Source organism: Clostridiales bacterium FE2011 (assembly GCA_017569305.1).
In the GTDB taxonomy this organism is placed as follows: Bacteria; Bacillota; Clostridia; order Christensenellales; family Aristaeellaceae; genus Aristaeella.
Genome location: CP069418.1, coordinates 680,592 through 707,350, shown reverse-complemented (window position 1 = coordinate 707,350; position 26,759 = coordinate 680,592). Strand labels below are relative to the sequence as shown.

The window sequence follows — 26,759 nt, the reverse complement described above, 5'->3', positions numbered from 1 at the left end:
CTCTTTCTTGTTGACACCCTGGGCGTACTGCTCGAATACGTAACGGATAATGGGCGCCTTCTTTTCATCCGGCACCAGCTTTTTATCAACGACTTTATAGCCGTAGGGGATAATGCCGCCGCAGAAGTTGCCTTTCTCCATGCTCTCGCGGATGCCGCGCTTGACGTTCTGGGAAAGGTTAGCGGAGTAATACTCTGCCATGGATTCCAGCAGACCTTCCAGGATGATGCCTTCCGGTGCATCGGTGATGTTTTCCTTCACGGACACAACGCGGACACCGTGCTTTTTCAGACGGGCTTTATAGATGGCGCTGTCATAACGGTTACGGGCAAAACGATCCAGCTTCCAGACGATGACCATTTCAAACTGATGTTTCGCGGCATCCTCGATCATGCGCTGGAAATCGGGGCGGGCGTCCTTTGTGCCGGTTAAGGCACGGTCAATGTATTCGCCCACGATCATCACGCCCTGCTGCTTCGCCCAGGCGTGGTTATCGTGCAGCTGGCCTTCGATGGACTGTTCAGTTTGACCGTGAGAGGAATACCGTGCATAGATTACAGCCTTTGGCATGTCGGCTGATGATTTCGATTTCTGCGGCGCGGTATCGGTGCGTTTCATGTTTGCTCTCCTTGACTACACACTACGTCCGCGGTATAATATATATGCAAATCGGACAAGTGGTGTTGGCTGGTTTTGCATGTTCCGCTTCGGTTTTCGGAGCGGATTTTTTATTTGCGTTCTTCGGCAATCAGGTAGACGATATCAGCTGATCCTTTTTTCAGCGTGTCCACATAATAATCATAGTTTCCGGAATATACCAGGGCGCGGGATCCGGTTGCTTTCACTTTATCGAGGATATCGCCCAGGTCAATATAAATATTGCCGATGTTCAGTATAGCTTCTTTCATTGCGCTGCTGTCGATCACACGGAAACCTTTGTCCTGTGAGGCGTCAAATTCCAGCGCGGACATGGCAGCTGCACAGCTGATATAGGACTGCTGATTTGCAGACTCTTCGTCTGAAGAGACAGAGAGGGTCATCAGGACATCGTGAACCGTAAAATCTCCCGGGTAAACGCCGATGCTTCCGGCCAGGGATTCAACGATCTGAAGTTCGCCGGTCCAGAAAGAGGGTGTGGATGTGCCAGGCATCAGATCAAAAGTGGTTCCGTTGACCTGCTGATATTCATCCATTCTTTGCGTGTATAATTCAACAAACTCAACTAAGCCGCGCTTATCAGTTACATTAGCGAAGGCAACACATGGCAACAATATGACTGCAACAAACAGGATAAGTATGTACTTTTTGTGCATTTTAACTATCCCCCATGAAATGTGATATGGGTTGATGCGTTATATGTTTGATGATTCTTCCCGCAGGCTCGGGTTTGAGGACATGTTGGTCATTGTGGAAACAGCGAGGGATCTGCCGGATGCATTAAGCGAACGGAAGCACTGAAGGATGTGTAACTCTTCAGGCGTAAGGCAAACAGATTCAACGTCGCTGCGATGATCAGCGGAGCTTGCTTCCTGATCGATCCCGGTTTCAAGCAGAACGTCACCGGATACAGCCAAGAATTTGGAAATCTTATTGAGTTTGATTGCATCCGGATGTCTCTTGCCGGTTTCGTATCCGCAGTAGGTGGATTCAGTAACGCCCAAAAATGCGGCGACTTCCTTCTGCGTTTTGCCAGCGGCTTTTCTGGCTTTGCGAAGTTGCTCTTTCAACATTATGAAGTTGACCCCCCTTCTTGTTTAGTTTACACAATACTTGGCGAAATGTCAAGAAATTTTGCGGGAAAAATCATTATAAAGTGGCAATGCGCCATATACACATACAATATGTGGGCGTAACACCACGGAACCCTCAGTGAAAAGGAGTGACGTTTTCTTGTTTCCGCATCTTTATGCTATGCAGGGAATCCATCAGCTTTCCATGGATGACATGGGTGGTATCATCGGTAAGAGTCAATCAGCGTTTATCCAGAAGATGCAAAACGGCAGCTTCACTCCGTGTGAATGCAAAGTGCTGTGTCAGTATTTCGGAAAATCATTTGACTACTTGTTTGCTACACAGGAAGAGATCGACGAGGCTGATTCACCTGGGAAAAACGATCAAAAAACAGAAAATTTGTAAATGCCGTGAACACCGCTCGGACAAAGGATCCGGGCGGTTTCTTTTATGTCTGAAAACTTGGCGAAACGACAAGAATTTTGTCAAAAGGGTTGACAAGTTGGCGAAAAGCCAGTATAGTACACAGTACCTTGGCGGAACGCCAACTAAAGAGGTGATGTTCAGTTGTTTCCACACCTTTACGCGATGAAAGACGCGCACGGCCTGTCTTTTGATGATATGGCAGATATCATCGGCAAAAGCCGCCAGGCGTTTCTTTACAAGATGCAGAACGGAAGTTTCACCCCCTGCGAGTGCAAGATCCTTTGCAGACACTTCAAAAAATCCTTTGACTATCTGTTCGCTACGATGGAAGAGATTGACGCCATTGATGCGCTTGTCATACAGGACAAGCAGTACAGCGAGTGAGGTAAACAGCGATGGCAAAGAAGACATTTATCCAGATAGGATTTACCGCGCTCCGTGCGCCAGGCACAGGAGAGTTTCTTCCGGCTGTGCCGCTTTATATCGAAGAGGATGACAGCGCGAAGGAAGCCGTCAAGCAGGTGATGGAGGATATCGGAAATCTGCTGGCGCAGCGAATGAAAGCCTACAAAGACGGCTGCCGTGAGGCAGGCGTCACCATATAACACATCAGGAGGCCAACACCATGCAACAGGTATTTGTTTTACGACTAGGAAGTTTACCGGATCCAAAGCGGCATCCATTCAGGCGGCGGCTCTGTGAAAGAGTGCTGGCTGCCACGCCGGGGTATATCGACCACGGCACAACAGGCAGCGGTGAAACGCTGCTCTTTTTAGGTACGCGAACTCACGCAGAAAAAGCCAGGGAGGCTATGAGAAAAAGCATGAATCCCGTGGATGATGCCATATACACGGCCAATGCGGATTATGAATCGCATACATTCCGCATCATTGGCCCGCTGGAGGATTGAAAGCATGCTGCAGAAGGTAATTGCCGTCGATTTTGACGGGACGCTGTGTGAGGATGACCGCTGGCCGGAAATCGGAAAGGCGAACAGGGGCGTGATTGATGCGCTTTTACGAGAGCAGGCGAACGGGGCAAAGATCATTCTCTGGACCTGCAGAGCCGGGGAGCAGCTGGCAGAGGCGGTGAAATGGTGTACCAGGGAAGGCATTGTGTTTGATGCCGTGAACGCGAACCTGCCAGAGCATACAGAACTGTTCGGCGGTGATTCCCGGAAGGTACACGCATCGGAATATTGGGATGACCGGTCGGTCATTGTTGGCAAAGACAGGATCTCAAATCTTACGGCGGTTATCAAAGGCTCAAGGGCTTATCCAGGGGTGGAGACCACCTGGCTTGACGAGGGAATCTCTCTTCGCTGCCGGGAGACAGATCTGGGAATACCGCGCGGGCTGAAAAGGGGATGGATGATGTGCAAAAGCGTGATAGCTGCGCTGAAAAGAAAAAAGACCTGACGCACGGATCCATTGTGTGCGGGTATCAGTATCACGAGCCCAGGAAACGACTGCGGGATAAACTGCGGGAGATCGTGAGGATACTGCGCGGGCAGGAGAAAGCAATCGCCATGGGATCATGTGACAGGGGAAGGATCCTGAGCATATCAGAATACAGGAATACTGCCGGACACGGGATGACCGGCAACATGTGCGGATGCGATTCGCAGCGGGCCGTTCGAAGGGAATGAAAGGAAGGTGTGCGCTCCTGACTTCGGACGGAGGATTAGTGCTACTCGCTGCGGGCCGGTTCAACTCCGGCCACGCACACCAGGGCGCAAGCCCCATATCAGCTGCCGGGAGCTGACAATCCCGGAATGAATCAGACAGCATATGGCGACAGGGAAAGACCTGCGACAGCCGGGATAGACCGGCTTGCCAACACCACGGGAAAGGAGGAGCCATGCCCAAAAGCATGGAGGTTATCAGGATCAGTGCGCCCGTGCCGGGGACATGTCCGGTATGCGCAACGGTACACGATAAAGCTGAACCGCACGACCTGAACAGCCTGTATTACCAGAATCAGTTTTTTAAAACGCACAGGAGGTTTCCCACCTGGGCAGACGCATTGTGCCATTGCGATTCCGCGATGAAAACCATGTGGTGTGAAAAACTGAAGCGGGCAGGAATTGAGGTCGTTTTTCCTGACGAAACATGACCGGAAAATGGATGGACATGCAGACGTGTCCTGAGCCGGAGGATGGAAAAACGCGGTATGTGCTGGTATGGCACGTATATCAGAAATGCATGGTATACGACTGCCGGAAGGCACGGAAGAATCGGTTTGTTGTGCGATGGATGGAGATCCCCGAGAACTGGATCCCGATCCAGGAGCGAAGACCGGCCTTCAGGGATGCGAACAGCCTGGGTGTAGTGATCGCAAAGGACGTGCACGGTGACGTGCGCCTTCGCAGCTGGCGTCATGTCAGCTGTGGGGAAGGTATCACACATTGGATGCCGACGCCGGACGCGCCGGCAGACCAGAAGGAACTGCGGGATCAGGCGAATACAGCCTGATACGCGAGAAAGGAAAATGAATTATGACACTAGCCAACACCACGAAAAAAGAAGTCAGCAAAATCGACAGCCTTGCCATGGAAGCCCGTGCGCTGCGCACGAGCATTGATCTGAACATGTGGCAGCTGGCCCGCGTGTTTGCGGAGGCCAAAGAGCTTGTGAAACACGGGGAATGGGAAAGGTGGCTGAAGGACAACGCGGATTGCAGCGTCCGGACGGCCCAGGCCATGGTGGCCGCCTATAAGCGTTTCGGCGGGAAACCGCAGCTGGAAGACATCGGACGGAGCAAGGCGTTCAAGCTGCTGCCGCTGCCGGAAGAAGCCGAGGAGCAATTTCTGAAAGACCATGATGTATCAGCTATGAGCGCCCGTGAAGTAGAACAGGCGGTTAAGAAAGCACGGGAGGAAATGCAGGCGCAGATCAACCAGGAACATGAAGCCCGGCTGGCCGCGGAAAGACGGGCGGCAGACGCGGAGAACAGACCGCCGGAGATCCCGGAGGGGATGACACAGGAGCTTGAAAACTCCCGGGCGGAGATTGAACGCCTGAAGGCAACCGGCAGCGCGGCCATGGAAGAAGCCCGCCGGATCGCCGGGGAGAACAACCAGCTGAAGCAGGAAATCCGGGATCAGAAAGCCGCCCTGGAGGAACAGCAGGAAGATCTGAACCGTGCCCAGGCGGAACTGCTGAATGCCAAGAGCGCGATTGCCAAGGGGGACGCGGAGCGTGTGCCATCGGATCAGCTGACGCCGGAAGTGTTTGCAGGAGCGGTGAGACAGTTTATCGGTACCTGCGCACGGCTGCCGCAAATGCGGGTGACTTTTGCTGCGATGGACAGTCAGACCAAGGACGAATACAGCGTTCTCCTGGAAACCGTGGAGAAGTGGGCGAAGGACAGCCGGAAAGCCTTGGAAACGACGGGCGCGGAAGGGACGGTGATCTGACATGAAGACACAGGAACAGAAAGAACTCTCCATTGCGCGTGAATCCGGAGCAATCCTCGTTACGCCGGAAGTGTTAAGCGGTGTGATAAAGGAATTGCTTCAGCCGGTCATGCAAAGCATGGCAAAGATCCTGGAAAACAATACCGCTGCCCTGGAACAGCTTTCTTCCGCGCAGAGTGTGCAGAATGACCGGCTCGAAGCGCTGGAACGACAGATCCGCCTGCAAACGAAGGTGGACAGCAAACAGGCGAGCTATCTGAATAATGCGATCCGGCAGAGAAGCCGGGAGCTGCTTTCAAAGCGCGAGATTGAGGATAAGAAAGCTGTTACGAAGCTGGGTAACCATATCCGCCGGGCGGTGCTTGCCAGGTATGGCATATCCTCCCTGCGGGATGTGCCGAAGCATGAATACACGGTGGCCATGCAGCAGATTGAAATCTGGAACAACGCGCTGCTTGTCGGGGATGTGGTGAAGGATGCGCGGGAAAGGATGGCGGTGAACGATGACCAGGGACAGTGAAGAACGCCTGAAAGCGCTGGATGACGAACGGGTTGAGATGGTGAAACGCCATGAGAAACCCGTGCTTATACATGCCATCAGTGCCGCGTATCTGAAAGAATACAGCGAAGCACATCGCAATGATCACACATAACAGACCGGTAAACTAAGAAACGAGGAATCAGCCAATGCCAATATTCAACTATGTGCGTGAGCACAGGCGGTTTATTCGGTATGCGTCAGATCATAAGCTCACGTCCGCAGAACGCCTGCTCTGGTATGCCCTGATTGAGATTTTCAACGAGGAAGCAGAAGGCAATGTGTGGACTGACGATTTTATCCGCATCAGTAATAACCGAGTGCTCATGTTATGCGATCCCATGGGGATCGACACCATGGTGCGGGCAAGAAACGGGCTGAAACAGCGCGGCCTGATTGATTTCAAGCCCGGCAGCAGGAACAAGGAGAATCCGGCATACAAAATCAAGCTGTTTTATCCGGACGGTTATACGCAAAATACGATCAACACAGGGGGCAACATACAGGGCAACAGAGGGTACAACATACCCGGCAACACAGGGGGCAACATACCGGCCAGCATGGGGAGCATATATATAAACCCAAATAGGGGATATACGCAAACCGAAAGGTATGTTGACGATGATGATGACGTTGACGACATCCTCGCGCGCGAAGAAGGGGGAGAGGATCCAATCCCGAACCGGGCGGAGCGGGCAACGGCGATCACAATCGGATTCCGGCGGGCGTTCGGCAGAGCACCTTATCCCGTGGAAATCAACCGGTTGGTTGTTATCGGATGGCGGATGCAGTTTTCCAGCGACATGGTCAATAAAGCGCTGGAAACAGCGGCGGGGCATGGTGCGCAAAGACCCGTGGACTATGCCCTGTCCATCCTGGGCGATTGGCGAGAGAACGATGTGATGCAGCCGCACCAGGTAGACGAATACCAGGTTGAGCACCGTGTCGAAACAGGCGATATCTGGTTCGGGCGGAGCTCGGAGGAGAATGACGAAGCCCGGAAAGAAGCACGGCGGCAGAGGCGGGAGGAAAACCGGAAGGCCGGGATCACGCCGATGTTTGAAGTGCAGGAAGGATAACAAAAGCGCGAACGTTCGCGGGTTAGGAGCAGACGATGCAGGAAGGACGTTTTCAGCCGACGGTCATTCACAACAAAGACATTCCGCTGCTTGCGGAAGTGCTGTGCATCATGCAGGATCTCCGCATGACGGAACAGCAGCGCGAATGGCAGCATGACCGCCTGACAAACATTACGCCGCACCTGACGGGAATGCCGTGCGGCGGAGGGCTGCCGAAAGGTCTTGAAGAAGCCTTTGCGGTTATTTCGGAGCTGGAAGAAAAGCAGGCGGCAAAGTGCCGGGAATACGCCGATCAGCTGCAGAAAGCCCAGAAGATTCTGAACAGTATCGCCAGCCGAAGCCTGCGAACGTTCGTAATGATGAAGTACATGTTTGAGACGCCGGACACGGAAATACGCAGGGAATTAAACATGACCCGGCGCGGCTTTGACCAGGCCAGGAAGTGTGTGGAGGACGCGCCTAACATGGCCAGCGTCCGCTGGCAGGAAAAGTATGTTGTGGCAAAGAAGTGATATGCAACGAAGAAAGTATAAAATGATTCTGATAACCATTAAAACGCCAAACCTATTAAATCAGGCTTGGCGTTTTTGTATATACTATCAAACGATAATCATATGATTATCTGTCAGTAATTTCAGCTTTCCATTCTCTCTAATAGTATATATTGCATCATCAATAGGTCCATCAGGGAAAGGTTCTGTGGCGGCACAGACTTTAAAGAAAACAACAAACGGTGACTCGGCACGACCTTCCGTTATTGCCACTGATAATTCATTCTGAGCTTTAACAATTTTCAAACTAGCGATACTAGTATATTGATCATCTTGTAGCTGAACATCCTGAAGTAAAGATAATACGCACAACGAAATATCCTGAATAATCGAATCATTAATCTTGATATTATAGTTTTTTCCGAACTTTTTCCATTCTTTTTTCCAAGTTTCTTCATTAATTCCGTTTGCACCTTGAAGCTTTTGACTGTTACCTAATGAATGTATTTCATTATGGCTTTTTGTCCGATAATGATTCTGTATAATCTTCTTTATACCAGTGGTTGCTTTTCCTTGGTCTCTTTCCCGATGCGCAATCGTATCACAAATATCATAGATATTAGCATAACTGCCTTTTTGTATGATAGATCGAATAAAAATGAATAAACCAATAAGATCAAACTCATCAAACGATTGGCTTTCTATAAGGTGTTTGTAATGCTCCAGGATCAATTGCTCTTTCTTACTTAACAAAATCTTTCACCTCCGTTTTTGTAAGCGTAGTTTTATCTGCTTTTCCATTTTTGCCATATCTAGTGCTAGAAAGTCAAGCTGGTTTTTGTTTAATGGATGCAGGTTTCTTTTTCTATGTACAGGTGTGGTATTTATGCTATAATAATTATTTAGAATAACATGCCAGACAAAGCAGATTGTACTTAATGAAAAGGAGACCGTGAAGTAATGGCCGATAATACAAGTTTAGGCGCTGCGAAAACGGCAAAAAACGATGAGTTTTATACGCAGTATAGTGATATTGAAGCTGAGATGAACGCATACGTGGAATTCAATCCCGATGTGTTTCGCGGAAAGACGATTCTCCTTCCTTGTGATGATCCAGAATGGAGTAATTTTACAAAGTATTTTGCTTCTAATTTCGAACGCTTTGGACTGAAAAAATTGATATCTACATCCTATGCCAAGAGCTCCGGCAGCAAACAGTTAACCATGTTTGAATCCAGTTCTCCGTTATATGATATTGATAAGCATGATACGCATGGAAAACTGTTTACACTCGTCGGAGACTCTGATGGTTCCGGAAATATCGATATGGATGATATTGAATTCTCTGGATATCTGGAAGGCGATGGTGATTTCCGGTCAAAAGAAGTTTGCGCTTTACGTGATGAAGCGGATATGATTATCACAAATCCGCCATTTTCCCTTTTCAGGGAGTTTCTTACATGGATCATGGAAGCTGGAAAGAAGTTTATAATTTTGGGAAACATGAATGCAATCACAAATAAAGAAATGTTTCCTCTGTTAAAAAGGAATTCGATGTGGCTTGGATATAAATCCTTAAGTCAGGATATGTATTTTCACGTGTCTGAACAGTATCAGTCATGGTTACGTTGTAATAAAAAAGAAGGTTCTGCATATAAGATTATAAATGATGTTGTGATGGGGCGGTTGGCGTCAGCTTGCTGGTTTACAAATATTGATCATGGTAAACGACATGAAAAACTACTATTGGATACTTTGGCGCATAATCTAAAATTTAATAAGAAGTTGAAGAAGAAGTTAGAACAAGACGGCCTTTCAACATATGCACATTATGCAAATTGTAATGCTATAGAAGTTCCTTTTGTCGAATGTATACCGTCGGATTATGATGGAATTATGGGTGTTCCAATAACATTTATGGATAGATATAATCCCGAACAATTTGATATCTTGGGACTAGATTACGATAAGGATATTGAAAGTAATGAAGGCTTAGATTCAGAGTTTGTAAAGAAATATTATGAACAAGGAAATACAGGAAGTATTTGCGTTGGTCACCCGAGCCTAGGCTATTATAATGAACAAGGCAAAGTTTTCAGGACATATCGACGTATTCTCATTCGGTCGAAGAAGGGAGGTAACGCTTGATGAAGACAACGCTTCATACTGATTGGACTGTCGGCGATGTCTGTAAAGGCTTCAGTTTTGATAGAAATGAAGGTAAAGGTTTGTTTGGGTTGAATGGTCAGCTGATTATTCAGCCGGAGTATCAGCGCAATTATATTTACGGCGATGGAAAGCGGGACGTAGCTGTTGTGGAGTCCCTGCTGAAAGGTTACCCGCTTGGGCTGCTCTACTTTGTCCTTAACAGTGATGGAAAGTACGAAGTCCTTGACGGTCAGCAGCGCATTACGTCCTTTGCCCGTTTTGTCAATCAGTCCTGGCCGTTTGCGGTAGAACGCAACGGCAAGCCGCGGTACTTTAGCAGCCTGGATCCTGATGACCAGAAGAAGATTACAGATGCCGTCCTGACGATTTACGTCTGTGAGGGCGAACCTTCCGAGATACAAGAATGGTTCGAGACGATCAATATTGTTGGCCTGCCGCTTGCAAAGCAGGAGCTCAGGAACGCATCATATCATGGGCCGTTCGTGACGAAGGCACGAGCAGTGTTCTCCAATACCGGTAATGCGAACATGAACCGTTGGCAGACGTACGTTAAGGGTGATCCGAAACGTCAGGCAATCCTTGAAACTGCATTGGATTGGGTTAGCGATAGTAACATTGATGATTATATGGCAAAACACCGGCAGGATACCAATATCGATGAGCTGAAGAACAATTTCGAGACGGTGATCGATTGGGTTGACTCCGTATTTGAGTACACGGGCAATGAAGTCTGTGGCCTTGATTGGGGGAGACTGTACCGGCAGTACCATACGAACGCATATTCCAAAGATGCTATTGCCGATAAGGTCGAGGAACTGCTCGGAGATCCGCAGGTAACAAATAAGCGGGGTGTCTTCGAATATGTTCTGGGCGGTGAACAGGATCCGTCGTTGTTGAACGTCCGAGTCTTTGATGAGAAGACGAAACGTGCAGTTTATGACAAGCAGACAAAGGATGCACAGACGAAGAACGAATCAAATTGTCCTCTGTGTGCAATTGGTCATGATGCTAATGCGAAGCGAATTTACAAGATTAATGAAATGGACGCTGATCACGTGACAGCCTGGTCACATGGCGGGGCAACGGATGCATCAAATTGTCAGATGCTTTGTAAGACGCATAACAGGGCGAAGGGAAACAAATAACAGTTAAGGATGTGAGGATCCCGTGAATGGTGAAAAGTTTACACTGATGCAGTATTCCGTTAACGCAATTCTGGGCCTTATTGACGCAGGACAATTTGTCATACCGGAAATACAGCGTCCGTTTGTGTGGAGACGCAGCCAGGTGCGGGATCTGATCGACTCTCTGTATAATGGATATCCGACAGGGTATATCATTACCTGGAAAAACCCGGATGTCAGGACAAAAGACGGAAAACTGTCCGGTGGGAACCATGTTCTGATTGACGGACAGCAGCGGGTGACAGCACTTATGGCTGCGATATCCGGCATAGAGGTTATGGACGACGATTTCCATAAAGATCGGATTAAAATAGCATTTAATCCGCTGGCGACAGACCCGACCAAGCGTTTTGAGGTTCAGGACGTTTCTCACCTGAAAGACAAGAAATGGATCCCGGATATCGCGGAGCTTTTTAAACCGGAATTCAAGCAGAGAGCTTTTGAAAACGCCTATGCAGAGGCCAATGAGGGCGTAGATCTTGATGAACTGTCTGAAACACTGACTAAGCTTAAGGGGATCGCAAACCGGCAGGTTGGTGTGATTGAATTGGATCATTCCCTGGATATCGATGAGGTTACTGAAATCTTTATCCGCATCAACTCCAAGGGAACAGCCCTGAGTCAGTCTGACTTTGTTATGTCCAAGATGGCTGCAGATACCGTTCATGGCGGAAATATGATGCGCAAAGTAGTTGATTATTTCTGTCATCTGGCAGTAAAACCGGAATTCTATGCCACAGTGGCAAAAGACACGGAGTTTGCACAGACGCCCTATGCGGCTAAAATCAAATGGCTTGCCAATGATTATGAGGACATATACGATCCGGATTATGGCGATATGCTCCGAGTGGCCTTTATGTACAGCTTTAGCCGTGGCAGAATGACGGATCTGGTAAGCCTGCTGTCAGGACGTGATTTTGTCACAAGGGAATTCAAAGAAGAAATTGTTGAGGAATCATATAAAAAGCTGAATGAAGGCCTGATGGCGTTCATCAATGAATACAATTTTGAGCAGTTTGTGCTGGCCATCAAGGGCGCTGGTTATAAATCAAGCAAGCTGCTTACATCCCAGATGACGCTGAACTTTGGATATATGCTTTATCTGAAGCTGCTCAAGGATCCGACCATAGCAAACGATCAGGTGAAGCGCTATGTACAGAAATGGTTTGTATTAACCACTCTTACGGGTCGTTATGCCGGATCCCCTGAGACGACCATGAGCCGGGATATCCGCTTGATAGAGGAAAAAGGTTTTATCAGTTTCTTTGAAGAGGTTGAACGATCCGCGCTGGCAGATACCTTCTGGGAAGTAACGCTCCCGCAAAACCTGGAGACGATTTCTGTAAACAGTCCGGCGTTCAATACCTTCCTGGCCGCGCAGATCAACATGAACAAGAATTCTTTATTCATGCACGGAACTATGATTTCGGACCTGCTGAATATATCCGGCGATGTGCATCACATCTTCCCCAAAGCATACCTGAAAAAGAACGGTATTGTTGCCAAGAGCCGGTATAACCAGGTGGCAAATTATACATACCTGGATACACAGGTTAATAAAGCGATCAGTGATGACGCGCCTATTGATTATTTTTCCCGCGCGGTGCAGCAGTGCAGCACCCAAGAACCGACCATCGGTAATATTACTGATCTTGAGACATTGAAACGGAATATAGCGGAAAATGCTTTGCCAGGTGAGATTATCAGTATGACCGTTGCGGATTATGATGAATTCCTGAATAAACGCCGGCATCTGATGGCAAAGATGATTGAGACATATTATAAGCAGTTGTAAAAAACAATGAATTGATACGAGGTGGAACGTATTATGCCGGATCTTAAGAAATTGCAAAGCATAATTGATTCCTTTTTACAGTGCAATAATCGTTCCGAGGCAGAAATACGATCCAAATTTGCTGTCCCTCTGATTGAGTGGCTCGAATATCCGATGGAATTTCGCTCCGAGGAATTCCCTGTGTATGGATACGAAGGCTCTAAGCCGTTACCCGCAAAAGGCGCTGATTTTCTTCTGTTTGATGACAAAGATTACAAAAGTCATGATCAGCGTCGTAACACTCATACTGAATGGGTTAATAAGCACAGCTTATTGATACTTGAGACAAAGAAGCCGGAGAAAATGCCGGAAGTATTAGGACAGGCACAATTTTATACATTCTGGACAAAGGCAGTAGCATACATAACTACAGACGGCTGTAAAATAATAGGGTGTATATATAATCCGCTTTCAGCTGATGAAGTAATTATTAATTGTGATGTAAAAGACCTTCCTAACACTGAGGAAATAACGCGTTTTGCATTTCCTGAAATCAAAAAAATAAAAGAGATCGATTTCTCAAAAGAAATTGAATCCAGAATCGACAATGAGGAAATAGGCGGGGAGATTGTTGATCCTGATACAATTAAGGTTCCGCAGAACTTGGTCAGTTACATGCGAAGTGCATTAGGAAAGAACGCTACAGGGTTATCAGAAGGAAGACTCTTAGAAAAGTATTTAAGATCTACTGATTTCTATCTTCAGCAGGATATGAGATATGGCATTCCGGAATATATGTTTGATATTCCGCGGGGCGTGACCAGCGCTATGATATATCTTGATGATTCTCTCATTCCGTATATGAGAGGTGATGTATATCAGTATTATAGGGACGATCTGGAAAGACTTGAGTTTCAAAATGATTACCTAGAAGTAAATATACTACTGTTAAACGACACTATAGCAGGTGCTTCGATTTACTTCCATGTTTTAGATTATCATGTTTCTGAAAGAATACTCAATCTCCAACGTATACAAAAATTGTTCCAGACAAAAAAGATCAGACTTGAATATGACAATAAAACAATAGAGCTATCTCTCAAAATATTTAATGTCAAAGAGCAGCAGAATCTTGTTCAATACTGGCTGGATTGTATGAATCAGATAACTGCTATAGAGGAGTTTTTTGATATCAAGTTTGTTTTATATCCAGTTAAATCGGTTGAGGAGTCGGAGCAGCTTTACAGGCATATTGACGCAGTATATAAGAGCATCACAAAAGAACGCAACATCACGTTCTGCAAAGAAGGCGAAAAGTGTTTCAAGAGTCTAAAACTTACTGAACCGATCACCTTGCCAGTGGAAGAACCGCTTAATCTAAGATCCATAAAAATACATAATTATATGTTTAAACCGACAAAAATGAACTTGATTCCACATAAGAGGAACCTTGTTATCTCGGTTGAGTTTGTTCCTGAAGAAGTTGCCAATTCATAAAGTGGATTAGAGAAAACAAATAATTGGAGTGATGCGACATGGACAAGAAGTATCAGATTTATATATCTTCAACCTATGAAGATCTTCGGGAAGAACGTAATAAAGTACGGGACGCTATTCTGTCCATGTACCACTTTCCTGTAGGCATGGAAATGTTTGGAGCTGCCAATGAAGGACAATGGGAAATAATCAGGGAGACGATTGAGAATTCTGATTATTATGTTCTGATTATAGGTCACCGATACGGGACAATTATTCCAAATGGCCCCGATAAAGGAATCAGCTATACAGAAAAAGAATACAGGTATGCAAAAGAAAAAGGTATTCCTATTCTTGCATTCTTGATTGATGAATTTGTGCCTGTTAAGGCTGCATATGTAGAGAATAAGCATATCAAAGAGTTTGAAAAGTTTAAAGCTGACGTCAAAAGAGGGAGAACAGTAACTTGGTGGAAAAATGCTGACGATCTTGCGCAGAAAGTAATATCTGCTCTATACAAACAGATAGAGAGAACGCCCCGTCAAGGTTGGATAGCTGAAAAAATAGATATAGATAAATATGAGGCTCTAAAAGAAAATCTTGATTTACACAAACAAGTACAGATGCTTAGGGACGAACAGAAGAAACTTATTGATAAATATAATGAATTGGTGAATGACTATGATGATGTACAGGCAATGAATGATATATTCATGTATGTAATGAGTAACTGTAGAAAAGCATTATTTGATTTTTATGGGCGAAAAATCAGCCAAGAACAGTTTGCCGAGCTACTCCGTGAGTATCTTTTAACTTCTCCTTTTAAGGATAGGTGATTGTGAACGGTTATATGGCAGGATTGCACAAAGCAGATTTGCTTATACTGTCAAAAAATGTGTTGAAATGACAAATCGGTTATGCTAATATGATACCATCGAAAGAGGTGTGAATAAGACGGACGGTGCGAACCGCCCGTTTTTTGTATGCGCTGCGCGTGACGGGAGGTGACGTTATGGCGTATGGCATTTATCTGACGGTGGATGCATCCGACCTGGAACAAAAGATCAACCTGCTTCGCCGGAACATGAGCGGGGCGCAGTTTGAAAGAGCCATGTACGGGATTTTCAACCGGACCAGCAAGCATGTGAAACGGATCCTGCAGGAAGAGCTGCCGAAGCAGTACGTCATTTCGCCCAGCAAGGTCGGCAAGGCGGTTCAGCGTCCGCAAGTCAGCGGCACCAGCTGCATTATCCCGATCCGGGACAAGCGCGGGAACATCGGCAGCCAGTACGCGGCCAGCGGTGGTGCGCACGGCTGGAATAGCCTGAAAAGGAAATACAAGGTGAAGGCACGGATTGTGAGAAGCGGGCAGAGCACTCTTCCCGGAAGGGTGATGGCCGGATATCCGCCGTTCCGCAACCTGGGCAGTAAGCTTGGCAAACTGACCTTTACGCGCACAAGTAAGGCGCGGGGGCCGATTATGAAGGTTTCCGGTATAGCGATTCCGCAGATGCCGATGAACCGCAGCCAGGGAGAAGTGCAGCAGGATATAGCGCTGTTCCTTGCCAAACAGATTGAACAGCGCTTTATGTACCTGATGGGATCCGGAAGGTGATGCAATGGGGATTGCATTAACCAAGAAGGAGCTGGCGAGTGTGGCCGGGTACACATACCGCAGACTGCATGATATCGACATGGAGCTGCCCGCAAATAAAAAACTGTTTGTACCCAGCGAGGCGGACTCAAAAAAGTATGACCTCGCTCTTTTTGTGCAGCGATGGGTGGAATACAACAAGGATTCCGCCGAGGAAGAAAACAGGGAACTGTCGGTAGTGAAAGCACAGCATGAGTGGGTGAAAAAAGAGAAGACAGAGATTGAGGTAGCCCGTCTGAAGGGCGAATACGTAGAGATCACGGAAGTACACAGGTTATGGAGCAATGTGGCGGCCACCGTCCGCGGGCGGTTTGTGAACCTGGCAAGGAAACTAGCGCCGGCGCTGGTGATGATCGACAATCCGGACAGGATCGAAGCCATTATCGACCGTGATGTACGAGACGCATTAAGTATGATAGCCAACACCCCTCTGCCTGGCGAGGACAGCTGCCAGACGCCCGATGAGGAAGATGAGGACGAATGAACCTTCTGGAACTTGGGCGGGATATCCTGAATAGTTTCCAGCCGCCCAGCGATGAAAGCGTGAGCGAATGGGCTGACCATTACCGGGTCATCGTCGGCAAAAGCGCGCCGGAACCCGGCCCATGGCATACAGACCGTGCGCCTTATCAGAAAGAAATCATGGACAGTTTCAGCCAGCGCGGTATACATGACATTGTAGTGATGTCCAGCGCGCAGATGGGCAAGACGGACATGCTGATGAACATGATGGGGCGCATGATGCACCTGAATCCCGGCCCGTCGCTGCTGGTTATGCCTGCCGAGGATGATGTGCAGAACTTCAGCAAAGAACGGCTGACGCCGACGATTGAGGCAACGCCGGTACTAAATGAACTGACCTTCGGCGGAAAAAACAGCACGATCACGCAGATCAACTTTAACGGCGGTTTTATCAGCATGACCGGTGCCATGAGTCCGGGCGGCCTGAAGTCCAGGCCGGTTGAGAACCTGTTCATGGATGAAGTGGACGGATACCCGCCATCAGCGGGCATTGAAGGCGACCCGGTGAGCCTGGCACGGAAACGTACACAGAATTTCGCTTTTGCCAAGCGGGTGTTCACCAGCACACCGACGATCAAGGCGACCAGCCGGATCTACCGGGAATTCCTGCGGGGGACACAGGAAGAATGGGAACCGACCTGCAAGCATTGCGGGCAGCACAGTAAGCTTGTTTTTGAGGATATCTGCTTTGAGAAGCAGGAGACCGCCGAGAATGAAGGGATAAAGGAATACGAGGTTACAAGCGCACGGTGGCAATGCCCAAAGTGTAAAAAGTACATGGAAGAATGGGAGGTTAAGCGCACACCGGCACAATGGGTTGCATACAACCCGAAGGCATTAAAACGCGGGATCCGATCCTTTCACCTGAATGCTTTTCTGTCGCCCTGGGCGGACTGGAAGGATGAATGCAAGAAATTTCTGGATGCAAAGGATGATCCGGAAATGCTCAAGACATTTTATAACCTTGAGCTGGGGATCCCATTTGAATTCAAGGACACGACAACCATTCCGGAAATGCTGTATATGCGCCGCGAACACTATGCGGCAGAAGTTCCGAACGGGGTGCTGGTGATCACCATCGGTATTGATACCCAGGATAACCGGCTGGAATATGAGGTCAAAGGCTGGGGACGGAACGAGGAAAGCTGGGGATTGGAATACGGCATTCTTCCCGGACGGGCAGATGAGCCGGAGGTCTGGGAAATGGTGGATGAGCTGCTGGACCGAAAGTGGCATCTGGAAAACGGGCGCACGATGAAAGCGGCGGTCGCCTTCATGGATGCCGGCGGCCACTATTGGGATGATGTGGTGCAGCAATGCTACAGGCGGAGGCACAAGCACCTGTATTCCATTAAGGGCGCGAATAAGGACACCGGCGCGCTTGTACGGCATACCAAGGGAACCGGGCAGGAACAGAACCGGTTTGAACTGAATGTTTCCGTCGGCAAGCGTGCAGTGTTGCATAACGCGGGCGTGATGGAGCCAGGGCCGCGGTATATGCACTTTCCGGATGACGATGACAGGGGATATGATGAACATTATTTCCGTGGACTGATCTCCGAACAGGTTAAGCTGGTGAAGAAGAACGGCGTATATGTTGAAAAGTGGGTCAAAACCTATACCCGGAACGAAGCACTGGACGTGAACAATTATGCCCGGTGCGCGTTCAAGGGATTCCGGATTGACCTGGATGCCTGTGAACAGAAACTATACGGTGAAACAAAAATCCAAAGGGCGGATACTTCCGGCAGACCGAGAAGGCCCAGGGGGCTGGTATCAGCCGGAATCAAGATTTAAGGAGGCGGTGCGCATGGCCTATCGAAATGGAGTGTATACACACGCGGCATACACCTATGATGAAGTATGCACATACCTAAAACAGTACAAAGCCGCACTGACCGCGCTGGTAAACGGACAGGTGAAGGAATACACCATCGGGACGCGCAGCGTTACGATGATGGATCTGGGCGATATTCAGAAAATGATTGATTACTTCGCCGGGATCAAGGAAAAATACGAGACCAGCAAGCGACCGTCACGGAGCGTGGCGGTCGTTTTTCGTGACATGTAAGGAGGGATAAGGAATGGCAAAGAAGGTTCTGAATTCCTCCATGACCATGCGGGAACGGTTGGCGGTGCTGATCAACCCGGAACAGGGTGTAAAAATGCACCGGGAACGGGTGAAGAAGGAACGGCAGGAGCTTGCAGGAGACTTCCTGAACGCGGTCAAGACGGCCAGCGCGAGCGGCTACCGCTATCACGGAGCCAGCCAGACGAAAAACAGTCTGATCGGCTGGATTACTGGCGGCGGCAGCGCAGAAGATGATATTGACCGCCAGGGATCACTGCTGCGGGTTCGAAGCCGCGACCTGTATACCGGCGGCGGCCTGGGACGCGGCGCGCCTTCCACGATGGTTACGAGCGTGGTCGGCTGGGGGATCCGGCCGAAACCGAAGATCGATTATGAAGCCCTGGGGATCAGCGAAGAAGCGGCGATGGAATGGCAGAAGGCCGCATTACGTGTATTCAACCTCTGGGCAAAGACCAAGATGTGTGACGCGACACGGCAGCATACCTTCTGGGAGATGCAGGAGCTCGCATTCCGTTCGGAACTGGTCAGCGGCGATGTGCTCGCCCTGTTCGGCATGAAGCCAAATCCGCGAAATCCCTTCCAGACCACGATCCGGCTGATCGAGGCAGACCGGCTCTGTACGCCTGAAAGCCAGAGCGGAGAGAGCGAGGCCAAGAACACGGACGGCGGAGGACGCATTGTGGATGGTGTGGAGCTGAACAAGGACGGTGAAATCATCCGTTATCACATTGCAACACATCATCCATTGCAGGAAGAAGTGCCGGACGAGATCACCTGGGAGGCGATTGACGCATACGGTAAAGAAACCGGTATGCCGAACATCCTGCACCTGATGACCGCAGAACGCCCCGAACAGCACCGGGGCGTGCCTTTTATCGCCGGGATGATCGAACAGATCAAGCAGCTGGACCGGTACATGGATGCGGAGCTGGCAGCCTCGATTGTGGCGGCTATGCTGACGGTTTTCATTACAAGCGACGCGACGGATGACGACGGGTATGACAGTATCAATGATTCCATTTCCGAAGAGGAAAAGGTGACGGATGACAGCCTGCATGTGGAACTGGGCAACGGCAATGTGTATGAGCTGCCGCCCGGAAAACAGGTGCAGAAGATCGGGGACAACCGTGCGCCGACGGCCTTTGATTCCTATACGAGCCAGATCATTACCATGGTCGGCAGCAGCTGTGAAATACCCTATGAAGTGCTGATGCACAGATATAACAGCAACTTTACCGCAGCGAACGCGGCGCGGCTGGATTTCTGGCGGGTTGTAACCCGGTACCGGGAACGCTTTTTGCAGAGCTTTAACCAGCCGGTTTACGAAGCCGTGATCGCGGAAGCGATTGCCCTGGGGCTATTGGATGCTCCGGGGTTTTTTGATGATCCCATCATCCATGACGCGTGGTGCGGCTGTCAGTGGGTTGGCAGCAGCCGGGGACATGTACAGCCGGTACAGGAGGCTGACGCGGCCAAGACGCGGATGGAAATGGGTATCACCACCGGCGAGCAAGAGGCCATGGAGTACGGCGGTACCGACTACATGGAGAACATCGAGCAGCGCGGGCGTGAAATGAGAGCATGGGAAGAGGCTACGCCGCAAGCAGCAGCGCAAGGCAGTACAGGCGGGACAGATTAGCCTCTTCCCATGACATACAGAGCATAAGGAGGCGGAGACATGCCGAAGATCAATATGGGATTCCAGCTGGAATTCAAGACCAACAAAGTCAGCGAAAAAAAGGGCGAAGTGATGATCTTCTCCGTGATCAGCGGGACGAAGTTCTGGGGCGATGAAGTGACCAGCCAGGACTTTATCAAAGCCCTGAACGACCTGGGTGACGTGGACGAACTGACGATCCGGATTAACAGCCCCGGCGGCGCGGTGAATGAAGCAATCGCGATGCGGAGCGCGCTGATGAAACACGGGGCAAAAAAGACCGTGGACATCGAAGGATCCTGTTGCAGCGCAGCCACGCTGATTGCCTGTATCCCCGGCGCGCATGTACGAATGGCAAAGGGGAGCGAGTACATGATCCACCGCTGCTCGTGGGCGGTACGCGGCCATGCGCAGGACATGCTTTCCGCCTATCAGAGCATGATCAACACGGATAACGACATTGCGGATATCTACGCGGAACGCAGCGGCAAGAAGACCCGGGAGGAATTCCTGAAGCTGATGGACGCGACCACCTGGTACAACACCGAAACCGCGATGCTTGAGGGGCTTGTGGATGAAGAGATCGAGGCGGCCGAAGGCGAAGAGCAGATTGCGGCCTGTGCCGTGACCGAAGAGGTCTACAAGACCATGCAGGAGATCTATGACAATGTGCCGGAGATGCCGGTTGTGAAACCGGAAGCCGCACAGGAAGAAGCAGAAACAAACACAGTCAGCAACGAGAAAACGGCAGTTGCCGCCGGAGACTCGTCTGAAAATACGGGCGATATGCCCAAGGATGAAGGAGGAATCCAAATGGTTGAACTGAAAGACGCAACTGCCGAAGTAATCCAGCAGGAGAATCCCACGGCGGCGGAGGCGATTGCCAAAGCCGCGGTTGCGGCGGAGCGCAAACGCCGGAACGACATTATGACCCTGAAGCCCAAGGGCGCGAAGTGGGACAAACTGGCCGAGGTCGCGCTGAACGAAGGGAAGAGCGCGGCGGAATTCCTGCAGACTGTGATTGCCGAACAGGCGAAAACCGGCGAGGAATACCTGGCAAACCGTCAGGAGGAAACCAAGGCTGCCGGGAATGTAGGCGCAGGAGATCCGGCTGATCTGAGCGGCGGTGCGGAAAACGAGGACAAACTGGCGAAGGAAATCGCCGGTCTGGCTGCCGGGATGAACGTCACCGTGACGGAAATGGAATAAGGAGGAAAAGCACCATGGATAAACTGTTTGAGACCATCGGAAGGAGCGAGATCAAGGATCTGCTGGCGAACGGTGATGCCACTGCGGTTGCCGTAAGCATGGAACCCGGAAACGGCATTGTGCCCTATGGCACGGTGATTTACCGGAAGAACGGCGCACTGTACGCGCCTGCCGCTGCCGCGAATATCGCGGAAACGGCTGAACTGCTGGTACTTCGTGACAACGTGGATACCACCGACAGCGCAACCGTGGCAGTGGCTGCCGCCGCCTATGAGAAGGGTACCTTCAAGGCCGGTGCGGTAAAGATTGCCGACGGCACTCCCGTGACAGCCGCACAGGCGCGTATCCTGCGCAAACAGGGCATTACCTTCAGCCCGTTTGATGACTGGCGGAAAGATGATGTGGAAGCGGACAACACCGTGAGCGGCGGCAACGGCGATTGATCCGGGATGAATAACAGATAAGGAGGAACAAGACAATGCCTGATAACTTCAACCTTTTTTCCACGGGCGTAATGACCAAGGCCGTGGAACTGATGCCGCGGACATACACCTTTCTGAGTGACACCTTTGCCAAGGAAGGCGAGGTATACGAGGATGATAATGTCATGTATGATTACCGGCGCGGTACGGAAACCGGCCTGGCTCCCTTTGTTGTGCCCGGCACCGGCGGCGTGGCCGTGAACCGCGATCCCTTCGAGATGCGCCGGATCGCTTTCACTACGCTGGCGCCGGAAATCCCGCTGACACTGGCGGATGTTTCCACACGGCAGTTTGGCGAAACCGTGATGGGCGGGAAAACACCGGAGCAGCGGCAGAAACAGGTGCTTGCCCGCGATCTGACGAAGCTGCGCGGCATGAACCAGAACAGCCGGAACTGGCTGATCCGTGAAGTAATGCTGAAAGGCAAAATGGAAATCCGCCGGTACACCAAGAATGGCCGCGAAAAAGAGCCGTCCATGGTGGCGGACTTCGGTTTCCAGAATATCTACGTTCCGGCTACCGCGTGGAACCAGCCGGGAGCCAAGATCAACTACGATATGGAAAAAGCTTTCGATATCGTATATGACGGCCTGGGCGACGTGGATATCATGGTCATGGGCGCGGGTGTGTTCGAGGCGATGAGTGAGAACAGCGACTACCTGAAAAAGCTGGACATGGACCATGTGTACATGGGCGAGATCGCGACCAAGTATGCCGGTCAGGGCGTCCGGTACCGGGGCAGCAACTCCGACGGCGTGAAGATGGTCAGCTATTCCGGCCATTTTGTGAACTTCGACCGGCGGGTTGAGTATTACATCCCGGAAGGCTACATCCTGATGGGTTCCAGCAGCAACAAACCGCTGACCATTCATCACGGCCCGATCAATGACTTTGTCGGCCAGGATGAAACCGCGAAGATCAAGACCTACATCAAGAAAGAAGTCGCCTTCCGCAAGGGCGGCGCGAGCACGGAGTCCATTACCACCCGGCTGGTTTCCAGCCCGACCGTTGTGCCGGACAATATCGGCGCATGGTGCCTGATGAAGGTGCTGGGATAACAGACAAACAGATTCGGAGGGCCGCCTGAAGCGATCAGGCGGCCCTTTCTCGTGGAGGTACAAAATGAAATATTATGCCAAAACCTACACCGCCGATCCGAAAATCGGCCTGCTGACGCCCGGGGAATTCCTGACCGAAGAACAGGTGGCTGCCCTGGGCAAGGACAGGCTGATGGATATGATGGCGCGCGGCGTTCTGTGTGCCGTGGGCAGCAACGCTCCGAAGGCGCAGAAGCCCGATGATCAGGGCGCACCCGATGCCGGTGAGGATCCGGATGCGGATGATGCCGATGGAGACGCCGAAGACGCGGATGACGGCTCCGAGGATGGAACCGAGGACAACGAAGCCGGGGAAGGCAATCCGGATGATGAAGAAGAGGATCTGCCGGAACTGGACGGAGCAGGCGCGATTGACGAAGGCGGCAAGCCGGAGGTAAAGAGCGCGAAAAAGCCCGCGAAGACCGCGGCGAAAAACGGCGGAGGGAGGAACCGGAAGTGAGGATTAAACACATCGCGGACGGCAGAATCGAGACCGTTGAGGACTGCTGGGGTGAGCGCCTGATTGAACAGGGAAAAGCTGTGCCCGCCAAAGCCGAAAGCGCGTCCGTAACGGACAAGGCTGCCAAGCCCGCAGCGCAGGCCGAGACAGCGAAGAAGCCCGGCGATAAAAAGCGGTGATGCAGCGTGGCACTGACCGATCTGATTGCCGACCATAACCACCGTGTTTTTATGAACATGGATCATTTCGGGGAAATCCACTACTGGAACGGCAGGAAGATCACCTGTGTTCCGGATGACGAAGAAGCCCTGAAGCGGAAAAACAACAATGTCAATGATATCTCGTGGGACAACAACACACGCACATTACTCATCCACACGCCGGTTGACACTTTTCCCGACCACAGACCGGAACCGAACACACAGGTTGTGTTTGACAAGCGGGTGATGAAGGTGCTGGACATCCACGATAACAAAGGCATGTATGACATCTTGCTGACGGTATTCGATCCGAGGGAGTTGATATAAGATGCGCTTTACACAAAGATTCGAGGGACTGAAAAAGTGGGTGAAGGCAGAGCTTTGCGAAGGGCGCAGCATGAAAGCCCCCGGGGAAAAGATGGATATCACCGACGTTCAGTGGCGCGAACCGAGCTGCTACCTAGGCTGGGCGCCGGCGAAGATGGATCAGGCAGGAAACCTGACCGAGATTCCGGCTTCGACCGTGCCGGGGATCATTATCATGCCCAACCAGCAGTACGCCAAGTACATGGAAGAGCGAAGGTTCGACCGGTACAACGGGATTCACAGGCCGAAGGAGATGGGACAGCACCTCGGCATTACCATGCTGTTCAGTGTGTATGAACCGGGAGTACGGCTTCCGGGTTTCGTGGAAAGTGGCGACGAGAACGGAAACAACCTGGACATGAGCCTGCTGCTGGAAGGAACGGAGCAGGGGTTCTACACGCTGTTTAACTGGCTGGATGACTGCATGAGCGGACTGCTCGGCCAGAAGATGATCCCGGAGACAGATCTGTTTGTAGACGAGGAATCTGTCACATACAGCCTGTACACGGATCAGAACTACGTGACAGACCGGCGGCCCCTTTACTACGGGTTTGTGAACGTTGTGTTCGGCTGCTACGCGAACGAAAAAACCAATCCTGAAATCGACAATTTATTATGACAAGGAGGAATTCCATATGAGCGATTATCTGCATGGCGCGTATGGCGTCGTACAGGCTGTCGGCAACCGCGTTGCTGACGAAAGCGAAGGCGTGATTGTCTATGTCGGCACCGCGCCGGTGCATCAGCTGGCGCTGGCGAACGGGGCGGGTTATCCCGTGAACAAGCCCGTGCTGGTGAACAGCATTGCCGAGGCAAAGGCGGCCTTCGGTTATTCCGATGCCTGGGACAAGTACACGCTTTGCGAAGCGATGTATGTCCACTTTGAAATGAATGGCGTTGGCCCGCTGGTGCTGATCAACGTGCTTGACCCCGCCAGGGCAGACCACAGGAACGGCGCCAAAGTGACAACCACGAAGGCACCCGAAAGCGGTAGGATTATGATTGCCAGCGCGGAGGATATTATCCTCGAAACGGTTGTCATCAAGACCGCGGACGCGACACCCTTGGAGAAGACCAAGGGCGTGGATTACAGCATTGCCTACAACGGAGACAAACAGCAGATCATCATCGAGGAGATCGGCAACGGGCTGGGTACCGGCGAGCTGACGGTGGAATACTTCACCATCAAACCCAGCGGCGTTACCACTGCCGATGTGATCGGCACAACCGACGGCATGGGCCTTAATACCGGCCTGTTTGCGGTGAGTGACGTGTATCCGAGAACCGGTGATGTGCCTTCCTACCTGGCCGCACCCGGGTTCAGCAGTGATATTGACGTGCATAACGCGATGTGCCAGATCAGCAAGAAGATCAACGGGCATTGGGATACCTACATGTTTGTTGACCTGCCGCTGATGAACGGGCAGACGCAGCTGAGGCTGGACACCGTGGCGGCATTCAAGGAAGCAAACGGCTTCAACAAGGACAATGAAACCGTGTTCTTCCCGATGGCCCTGGGTACGGACGGGAGAAAGTACCATCTTTCCGTGCTGGCCGCGGCGAACTTCCAGGCTTTGCTGATGCAGAACGAGGGGATCCCCTACATGGTGGCCAGCAACACCGCCTGCAAAATCATCCAGAACCTCTATATGGGTGAAGCGAACACCGCCAGGCTGTATGATGACGCGATCATCAACAAATACCTGAACAGCAACGGTATTGCCAGCGCGTGCTATACCGCCGGACGCTGGTGTATCTGGGGCTGCCACAGCGCGCAGTATAACCCGGAGAACGGGAACCAGATCAACGTCAGCGAAGTCAACATGATGATGCTGTACTACGTCAGCAACGACTTCCAGGCGCGGCGCAGCCAGGACGTGGACAAGCCCGTGACCGCGAACGATATCAAGACCATCATCGCGGAGGAACAGAGCCGCATTGACGCGCTGAAATCCATTGGCGCGCTGATCCACGGCGAGGTACGGCTGAACAGCACCGCCCAGGCGCAGGCGGATATCCTGATGGGAGACTTCTCCTTCATCTTCGACCTGACGCCGACACCGATTGCCCGCAGCCTGAAGGCTGTTGTCAACTGGACGGACGAAGGTTTCGTGACATACATTCAGGCGATGACCGCCGAATAAGGGAAGGAGGATAAAACCATGCCCAAGAGAGTATACTGCAATGTCGAAAAGCACCGGCTGATCGACAACAAGAAGGAAATTGAGGATGTGACCAAAATCGGTCTGCCCACGATTGCGCACCCCACAACGGAGGTAAAGAGTTCCGGTATGGCAATGGATGTTTCCATGCCGGACACCACCCACCTGAACGCGATGGAGTTCACAATCTACCACAACAACGGCGTGAATTGCCCGCTGCTGGCTCAGCCCGGCAAGCACACCATTGAGGCACGTACTGCCCGGCAGCGGTATGACGTGCAGAAGGGCGATATCAAGCACGAGAGCGTGAAATACCGCGTGGTGGGTGTGCATGTATCGACCGAGAAGGGCGATATTGAAACGGGCAACCCCTATGGCAGCACCGAAAAGTATTCCGTGCTGCGGTATGAGGAAGAGGTTGACGGAAAGGTGACGGTGATCGCGGACGCGATGGCCGGACTGATCAAGTTCAACGGAAAGAACTGCACATCCGATGTGGATAATCTGCTGAAGTAAGACAACTGCAGGGAAGGCGCGAACGTTCGCGCCTTTCCTGCTTTTGATTAAACAGA

General features: G+C 50.7%; 35 protein-coding genes and 1 pseudogene. 32 read left to right on the top strand and 4 right to left on the bottom strand.

Annotation, left to right across the window (positions count from 1 at the left end; all coding sequences use genetic code 11):
• Nucleotides 1–126: 126 nt before the first annotated feature.
• From JRC49_03480 to JRC49_03470, 3 genes and pseudogenes are all read right to left on the bottom strand, one after another.
• A pseudogene (locus tag JRC49_03480) lies at nucleotides 127–618 on the bottom strand (recombinase family protein).
• Between the two features lie 110 nt (nucleotides 619–728).
• Nucleotides 729–1,193 carry a hypothetical protein gene (locus JRC49_03475; protein QTE71908.1) on the bottom strand — a complete coding sequence of 155 codons (465 nt, stop codon included), beginning with the start codon at nucleotides 1,191–1,193 and terminating at the stop codon, nucleotides 729–731.
• A gap of 159 nt (nucleotides 1,194–1,352) precedes the next feature.
• A complete protein-coding gene (locus JRC49_03470; protein ID QTE71907.1) occupies nucleotides 1,353–1,730 on the bottom strand; it encodes a helix-turn-helix transcriptional regulator in 378 nt (125 codons plus the stop codon).
• Nucleotides 1,731–1,890: 160 nt separating this feature from the next.
• Between JRC49_03470 and JRC49_03465 the strand changes: the two genes are divergently transcribed.
• The 13 genes from JRC49_03465 to JRC49_03405 all read left to right on the top strand — a co-directional run bounded on the left by JRC49_03465 (nucleotide 1,891) and on the right by JRC49_03405 (nucleotide 7,704).
• Entirely contained in the window at nucleotides 1,891–2,136 is a 246-nt protein-coding gene (locus JRC49_03465; protein ID QTE71906.1) for a hypothetical protein, read from the top strand.
• A 183-nt stretch (nucleotides 2,137–2,319) separates the two neighbouring features.
• Complete coding sequence (locus JRC49_03460) at nucleotides 2,320–2,541, top strand: hypothetical protein (GenBank protein QTE71905.1); 222 nt, start codon at nucleotides 2,320–2,322, stop codon at nucleotides 2,539–2,541.
• A gap of 11 nt (nucleotides 2,542–2,552) precedes the next feature.
• Complete coding sequence (locus JRC49_03455) at nucleotides 2,553–2,762, top strand: hypothetical protein (GenBank protein QTE71904.1); 210 nt, start codon at nucleotides 2,553–2,555, stop codon at nucleotides 2,760–2,762.
• 20 nt (nucleotides 2,763–2,782) lie between these two features.
• Nucleotides 2,783–3,067, top strand: coding sequence for a hypothetical protein (locus JRC49_03450; GenBank protein ID QTE71903.1), 285 nt, complete (start codon nucleotides 2,783–2,785; stop codon nucleotides 3,065–3,067).
• 4 nt (nucleotides 3,068–3,071) lie between these two features.
• Nucleotides 3,072–3,575, top strand: coding sequence for a hypothetical protein (locus JRC49_03445; protein QTE71902.1), 504 nt, complete (start codon nucleotides 3,072–3,074; stop codon nucleotides 3,573–3,575).
• Nucleotides 3,533–3,805: a hypothetical protein gene (locus tag JRC49_03440; GenBank protein QTE71901.1), complete on the top strand. Its 273-nt coding sequence runs from the start codon at nucleotides 3,533–3,535 to the stop codon at nucleotides 3,803–3,805. Before JRC49_03445 ends, JRC49_03440 begins: the two co-directional genes overlap by 43 nt.
• Before the next feature lie 212 nt (nucleotides 3,806–4,017).
• Nucleotides 4,018–4,272, top strand: a complete 255-nt coding sequence (locus tag JRC49_03435) for a hypothetical protein (protein QTE71900.1) — start codon at nucleotides 4,018–4,020, stop codon at nucleotides 4,270–4,272.
• Nucleotides 4,269–4,631, top strand: a complete 363-nt coding sequence (locus JRC49_03430) for a hypothetical protein (protein QTE71899.1) — start codon at nucleotides 4,269–4,271, stop codon at nucleotides 4,629–4,631. The genes JRC49_03435 and JRC49_03430 overlap by 4 nt, the downstream gene beginning before the upstream one ends.
• Nucleotides 4,632–4,654: 23 nt before the next feature.
• On the top strand, nucleotides 4,655–5,575 hold the full coding sequence (locus JRC49_03425) for a DUF3102 domain-containing protein (GenBank protein ID QTE71898.1): 921 nt from the start codon (nucleotides 4,655–4,657) through the stop codon (nucleotides 5,573–5,575).
• A gap of 1 nt (nucleotide 5,576) precedes the next feature.
• Nucleotides 5,577–6,095, top strand: coding sequence for a hypothetical protein (locus tag JRC49_03420; GenBank protein QTE71897.1), 519 nt, complete (start codon nucleotides 5,577–5,579; stop codon nucleotides 6,093–6,095).
• Nucleotides 6,079–6,228, top strand: coding sequence for a hypothetical protein (locus JRC49_03415; GenBank protein ID QTE71896.1), 150 nt, complete (start codon nucleotides 6,079–6,081; stop codon nucleotides 6,226–6,228). The genes JRC49_03420 and JRC49_03415 overlap by 17 nt, the downstream gene beginning before the upstream one ends.
• Nucleotides 6,229–6,280: 52 nt before the next feature.
• The gene (locus JRC49_03410) at nucleotides 6,281–7,192 is read left to right on the top strand and encodes a DnaD domain protein (protein ID QTE71895.1); all 912 of its coding nucleotides are present in this window, start codon (nucleotides 6,281–6,283) and stop codon (nucleotides 7,190–7,192) included.
• Nucleotides 7,193–7,227: 35 nt separating this feature from the next.
• Entirely contained in the window at nucleotides 7,228–7,704 is a 477-nt protein-coding gene (locus tag JRC49_03405; GenBank protein ID QTE71894.1) for a hypothetical protein, read from the top strand.
• 87 nt (nucleotides 7,705–7,791) lie between these two features.
• Here the strand turns inward: JRC49_03405 and JRC49_03400 are convergent, their stop codons facing one another.
• Entirely contained in the window at nucleotides 7,792–8,436 is a 645-nt protein-coding gene (locus tag JRC49_03400; GenBank protein QTE71893.1) for a hypothetical protein, read from the bottom strand.
• A gap of 207 nt (nucleotides 8,437–8,643) precedes the next feature.
• Here JRC49_03400 and JRC49_03395 point away from each other — a divergent pair, with 207 nt between their 5' ends.
• From JRC49_03395 to JRC49_03305, 19 genes are all read left to right on the top strand, one after another.
• The gene (locus JRC49_03395) at nucleotides 8,644–9,831 is read left to right on the top strand and encodes a modification methylase (protein ID QTE71892.1); all 1,188 of its coding nucleotides are present in this window, start codon (nucleotides 8,644–8,646) and stop codon (nucleotides 9,829–9,831) included.
• Nucleotides 9,831–10,997: a DUF262 domain-containing protein gene (locus tag JRC49_03390; GenBank protein QTE71891.1), complete on the top strand. Its 1,167-nt coding sequence runs from the start codon at nucleotides 9,831–9,833 to the stop codon at nucleotides 10,995–10,997. Before JRC49_03395 ends, JRC49_03390 begins: the two co-directional genes overlap by 1 nt.
• 22 nt (nucleotides 10,998–11,019) lie before the next feature.
• Nucleotides 11,020–12,831, top strand: a complete 1,812-nt coding sequence (locus JRC49_03385) for a DUF262 domain-containing protein (protein QTE71890.1) — start codon at nucleotides 11,020–11,022, stop codon at nucleotides 12,829–12,831.
• A 33-nt stretch (nucleotides 12,832–12,864) separates the two neighbouring features.
• A complete protein-coding gene (locus JRC49_03380; GenBank protein QTE71889.1) occupies nucleotides 12,865–14,307 on the top strand; it encodes a hypothetical protein in 1,443 nt (480 codons plus the stop codon).
• Between the two features lie 38 nt (nucleotides 14,308–14,345).
• Entirely contained in the window at nucleotides 14,346–15,122 is a 777-nt protein-coding gene (locus tag JRC49_03375; protein ID QTE71888.1) for a DUF4062 domain-containing protein, read from the top strand.
• A 176-nt stretch (nucleotides 15,123–15,298) separates the two neighbouring features.
• Entirely contained in the window at nucleotides 15,299–15,901 is a 603-nt protein-coding gene (locus tag JRC49_03370) for a hypothetical protein (GenBank protein ID QTE71887.1), read from the top strand.
• A gap of 4 nt (nucleotides 15,902–15,905) precedes the next feature.
• Nucleotides 15,906–16,424: a hypothetical protein gene (locus JRC49_03365; GenBank protein QTE71886.1), complete on the top strand. Its 519-nt coding sequence runs from the start codon at nucleotides 15,906–15,908 to the stop codon at nucleotides 16,422–16,424.
• On the top strand, nucleotides 16,421–18,259 hold the full coding sequence (locus JRC49_03360; protein QTE71885.1) for a phage terminase large subunit family protein: 1,839 nt from the start codon (nucleotides 16,421–16,423) through the stop codon (nucleotides 18,257–18,259). The genes JRC49_03365 and JRC49_03360 overlap by 4 nt, the downstream gene beginning before the upstream one ends.
• Nucleotides 18,260–18,272: 13 nt before the next feature.
• Nucleotides 18,273–18,533 (top strand): hypothetical protein, encoded by a 261-nt coding sequence (locus tag JRC49_03355; protein ID QTE71884.1) that lies wholly within the window; start codon nucleotides 18,273–18,275, stop codon nucleotides 18,531–18,533.
• Nucleotides 18,534–18,546: 13 nt separating this feature from the next.
• The gene (locus JRC49_03350) at nucleotides 18,547–20,193 is read left to right on the top strand and encodes a phage portal protein (protein ID QTE71883.1); all 1,647 of its coding nucleotides are present in this window, start codon (nucleotides 18,547–18,549) and stop codon (nucleotides 20,191–20,193) included.
• 39 nt (nucleotides 20,194–20,232) lie between these two features.
• Nucleotides 20,233–21,420: a Clp protease ClpP gene (locus JRC49_03345; protein QTE71882.1), complete on the top strand. Its 1,188-nt coding sequence runs from the start codon at nucleotides 20,233–20,235 to the stop codon at nucleotides 21,418–21,420.
• 14 nt (nucleotides 21,421–21,434) lie between these two features.
• Nucleotides 21,435–21,863: a hypothetical protein gene (locus JRC49_03340; GenBank protein QTE71881.1), complete on the top strand. Its 429-nt coding sequence runs from the start codon at nucleotides 21,435–21,437 to the stop codon at nucleotides 21,861–21,863.
• 35 nt (nucleotides 21,864–21,898) lie between these two features.
• Entirely contained in the window at nucleotides 21,899–22,960 is a 1,062-nt protein-coding gene (locus tag JRC49_03335) for a major capsid protein (protein QTE71880.1), read from the top strand.
• A gap of 64 nt (nucleotides 22,961–23,024) precedes the next feature.
• Nucleotides 23,025–23,459 carry a hypothetical protein gene (locus tag JRC49_03330; protein ID QTE71879.1) on the top strand — a complete coding sequence of 145 codons (435 nt, stop codon included), beginning with the start codon at nucleotides 23,025–23,027 and terminating at the stop codon, nucleotides 23,457–23,459.
• Entirely contained in the window at nucleotides 23,456–23,638 is a 183-nt protein-coding gene (locus JRC49_03325; protein ID QTE71878.1) for a hypothetical protein, read from the top strand. The genes JRC49_03330 and JRC49_03325 overlap by 4 nt, the downstream gene beginning before the upstream one ends.
• Nucleotides 23,639–23,644: 6 nt before the next feature.
• Nucleotides 23,645–23,986: a hypothetical protein gene (locus JRC49_03320; protein QTE71877.1), complete on the top strand. Its 342-nt coding sequence runs from the start codon at nucleotides 23,645–23,647 to the stop codon at nucleotides 23,984–23,986.
• A 1-nt stretch (nucleotide 23,987) separates the two neighbouring features.
• Nucleotides 23,988–24,644, top strand: coding sequence for a hypothetical protein (locus tag JRC49_03315; GenBank protein ID QTE71876.1), 657 nt, complete (start codon nucleotides 23,988–23,990; stop codon nucleotides 24,642–24,644).
• Between the two features lie 16 nt (nucleotides 24,645–24,660).
• Nucleotides 24,661–26,169 (top strand): hypothetical protein, encoded by a 1,509-nt coding sequence (locus JRC49_03310; GenBank protein QTE71875.1) that lies wholly within the window; start codon nucleotides 24,661–24,663, stop codon nucleotides 26,167–26,169.
• A gap of 18 nt (nucleotides 26,170–26,187) precedes the next feature.
• Nucleotides 26,188–26,703, top strand: coding sequence for a phage major tail tube protein (locus JRC49_03305; protein ID QTE71874.1), 516 nt, complete (start codon nucleotides 26,188–26,190; stop codon nucleotides 26,701–26,703).
• Nucleotides 26,704–26,759: the final 56 nt, after the last annotated feature.